This is a genomic window from Mesorhizobium sp. M2A.F.Ca.ET.042.01.1.1 (assembly GCF_003997405.1).
Classification (GTDB): Bacteria; Pseudomonadota; Alphaproteobacteria; order Rhizobiales; family Rhizobiaceae; genus Mesorhizobium.
In genome coordinates this window covers 1-2,664 of sequence record NZ_RZRX01000451.1, presented here as the reverse complement: position 1 = coordinate 2,664, position 2,664 = coordinate 1, and the positions used below count along the sequence as shown (strand labels likewise).

The 2,664-nt window shown below is 64.3% G+C and carries 4 protein-coding genes; 1 reads left to right on the top strand and 3 read right to left on the bottom strand.

The window, feature by feature from the left end; translation table 11 throughout:
* Positions 1 to 743: TCP-1/cpn60 chaperonin family protein (locus EOA23_RS33515; RefSeq protein WP_281058784.1), on the top strand; the 743-nt coding region annotated here is incomplete at its 5' end.
* Positions 744 to 1,105: 362 nt separating this feature from the next.
* Here EOA23_RS33515 and EOA23_RS33510 read toward each other — a convergent pair.
* The 3 genes from EOA23_RS33510 to EOA23_RS33500 form a co-directional block, all read right to left on the bottom strand.
* Positions 1,106 to 1,717: a LysE family translocator gene (locus EOA23_RS33510; protein ID WP_127307208.1), complete on the bottom strand. Its 612-nt coding sequence runs from the start codon at positions 1,715 to 1,717 to the stop codon at positions 1,106 to 1,108.
* Positions 1,718 to 1,785: 68 nt separating this feature from the next.
* Entirely contained in the window at positions 1,786 to 2,130 is a 345-nt protein-coding gene (locus tag EOA23_RS33505; protein ID WP_127307207.1) for a YkgJ family cysteine cluster protein, read from the bottom strand.
* A 211-nt stretch (positions 2,131 to 2,341) separates the two neighbouring features.
* Positions 2,342 to 2,664: YciI family protein (locus tag EOA23_RS33500; protein ID WP_245474433.1), on the bottom strand; the 323-nt coding region annotated here is incomplete at its 5' end.

Genomic DNA, 2,664 nt, shown 5'->3' with positions numbered 1-2,664 from the left:
ACCTCGGCATCAAGCTCGAGAATGTCGGCCTCAACATGCTCGGCCGCGCCAAGAAGGTGTCGATCTCCAAGGAGAACACCACCATCGTCGACGGCGCCGGCAAGAAGGCCGAGATCCAGGGCCGCGTCGCCCAGATCAAGCAGCAGATCGAGGAGACCACCTCGGACTACGACAAGGAGAAGCTGCAGGAACGTCTGGCGAAGCTCGCCGGCGGCGTTGCCGTGATCCGCGTCGGCGGTGCGACCGAAGTGGAAGTGAAGGAAAAGAAGGACCGCGTTGACGACGCGCTCAACGCGACCCGCGCGGCCGTGGAAGAAGGCATCGTCGCCGGCGGCGGCGTGGCCCTGCTGCGCGCCTCGGCCAACGTCAAGGCCACCGGCGTCAACTCCGACCAGGCTGCCGGCATCAACATCGTGCGCCGCGCGCTGCAGGCTCCGGCCCGCCAGATCGCGTCGAACGCCGGTGCGGAAGCTTCGATCGTTGCTGGCAAGATCCTCGAGAACAAGGGCGCGACCTTCGGCTTCAACGCCCAGACCGGCGACTATGGCGACATGATCGCCATGGGCATCGTCGACCCGGTCAAGGTCGTGCGCACGGCTCTCCAGGACGCGGCCTCGGTTGCCGGCCTGCTCGTCACCACCGAAGCCATGATCGCCGAAGCTCCGAAGAAGGAAGCTGCCGGCGGTATGCCGGGCGGCATGCCCGGCGGCGGCATGGGTGGCATGGGCGGCATGGACTTCTAAGAAGTCCATAAAGCACGCCCATCAACTAACATTGCTCAAGCCCGCAAGCGGGCTTGAGTGGCGGCATGGACTTCTGATCCAGCCTACCTGGCTAATGCATACGGAAGGGCGGCAGCGATGCCGCCCTTTTTGTTTTGCGAAGGATTGCCAGGGCGGTCAGCGTTTGATCGGCATTCCGAAACGAAATTGATCTTCTGCTAGAGGGCCGCGCAGGCGGAAATCGGCTAGGAATCCGACTCAGCGTTCGGCCGCGTCTTGAAGAAGATGATCGGCGACCCGCCTTCGGCCTGGCGGCTCGGCGTTCGGACGGCGGCGGGCTCCGGAAGCGACGAGGCTTCCGAAACCGCGAACGGATCAGAGAGCTACCGATCCGCCACAGCCAGCTTGGCGCCAAGCATGACGAAGGCAGCGGCGAAGCTGCGGCGCATCCAGGTCAACACCTTCGGCCGCGACACGATGTGGCTGCGCACCGAGGCCGCGAAGACGCCATAGACGGCGAAGACGACGAAGGTCATCAGCATGAAGACACCGGAGAGCTCCAGCATCCTGGGCAGCGCATGCGGCTCGGTGGCGCTGACGAATTGCGGCAGGAAGGCGAAGAAGAAGATCGACAGTTTCGGGTTCAGCACGTTGACCAGGATGCCAGTGGTGATCGTCCTGGCGGTCGAGCGCGGCGCGGCGTTCTCGTCGATGCTCAACCCGCCCTTCTCCTTCAGCGTGTTCCAGGCCATGTAGAGCAGGTAGGCGACGCCGAGATATTTCAGCGTCTCGAAGGCGACGGCGCTGGTGTGCAGCACAGCGGCGAGGCCAGTAATGGCGGCCGCCATATGCGGGATGATGCCCAGTGTGCAGGCGAATGCGGCGACGACAGCGGCGCGTGCGCCGCGCGAGAGGCCGGCGCTCAGCGTGTAGAGGACGCCGGTGCCGGGCGAGGCCACGATGATCAGCGACGTCAACAGGAATTCGATGCTCATGGATTTCCTCCGCGGCCCTGCCCGACCGGAACGTACCGGGAGGTGCGGATTTCGGCAAGCGCGTGAGATTAGCTCACCGGCAGCCCATGCGCCGTCCTTGCCATCAGGCAGTCGTCGCCGCCGGGCATGCAGGCGCGGCAGACATCTGGGCGGAGATCATAGATGCCGCAGGCCGTGTGCTTACCCACCTCTCCGGTGAGCGCAGAACACCGCGCACCCTCGCAGCGCATTCCGGACTGGTCGGCGGCTACCAGTTCGAGCGGGATGCGGTCCAGTTGCTCATCCTCCTCGGTCGAGAAGCGCGGCCAGTCGGCCGAATAGAAGCAGCAGGCGCCGCAGCTCTGGCAGTCGAAGGCGACGCCTTGCGAAAGCGATACGGTGATGGCGGGGTCGAGCGACAAGGCGATCCTCATGGGTGCCTTGTCTTGGCGCAGGATTGCGGCCTTCGTCCATCCTTCCACGCAATTTTTCCCGACAGCATGATTTTTTTCGTTTTGCCGGGAACCCTTTCGCCGGCTGCCGGTTTTATCCCTGCTGTCAGCAATTCGAGAGCAATCGAGAAAGGTTGACGGCAAAAGACGCCTCCCGCGTGTAAAAAGCGCGAGAGGCGTTTTTCATCAGGCCTCACATGATCACGCTCAACAGCGGCAGGATTTCATAGCGGAAGCCGCGACCCGAACGCGCCACCGGGTCGGCGTCGGTTACCGCCCTCGCCTCCGCCTCGCTGCCGGCGCGCAGGATCAGCAGCCCCCATGGGCCGGCCGGATCGGCGACCGGGCCTGCCATGATCATGATGCCTTCGTGGAGCTTCTCGCGCAGATAGTCGGCATGCCTGCCCATCAGCGCCCTTTCTTCCTCCGACATGGTGAGGGCAAAATCCGGCCGCGGCGGGATCAACCGGCAATGGAAGATCGCTGACGCCGTGGCTTCACGCGGTGCTTCACTGC

Excerpts from the sequence above, each read along its gene's own strand:
- EOA23_RS33510 (WP_127307208.1), bottom strand. The coding sequence starts at position 1,717 with ATGAGCATCGAATTCCTGTTGACGTCGCTGATCATCGTGGCCTCGCCC.
- EOA23_RS33505 (WP_127307207.1), bottom strand. The coding sequence starts at position 2,130 with ATGAGGATCGCCTTGTCGCTCGACCCCGCCATCACCGTATCGCTTTCG.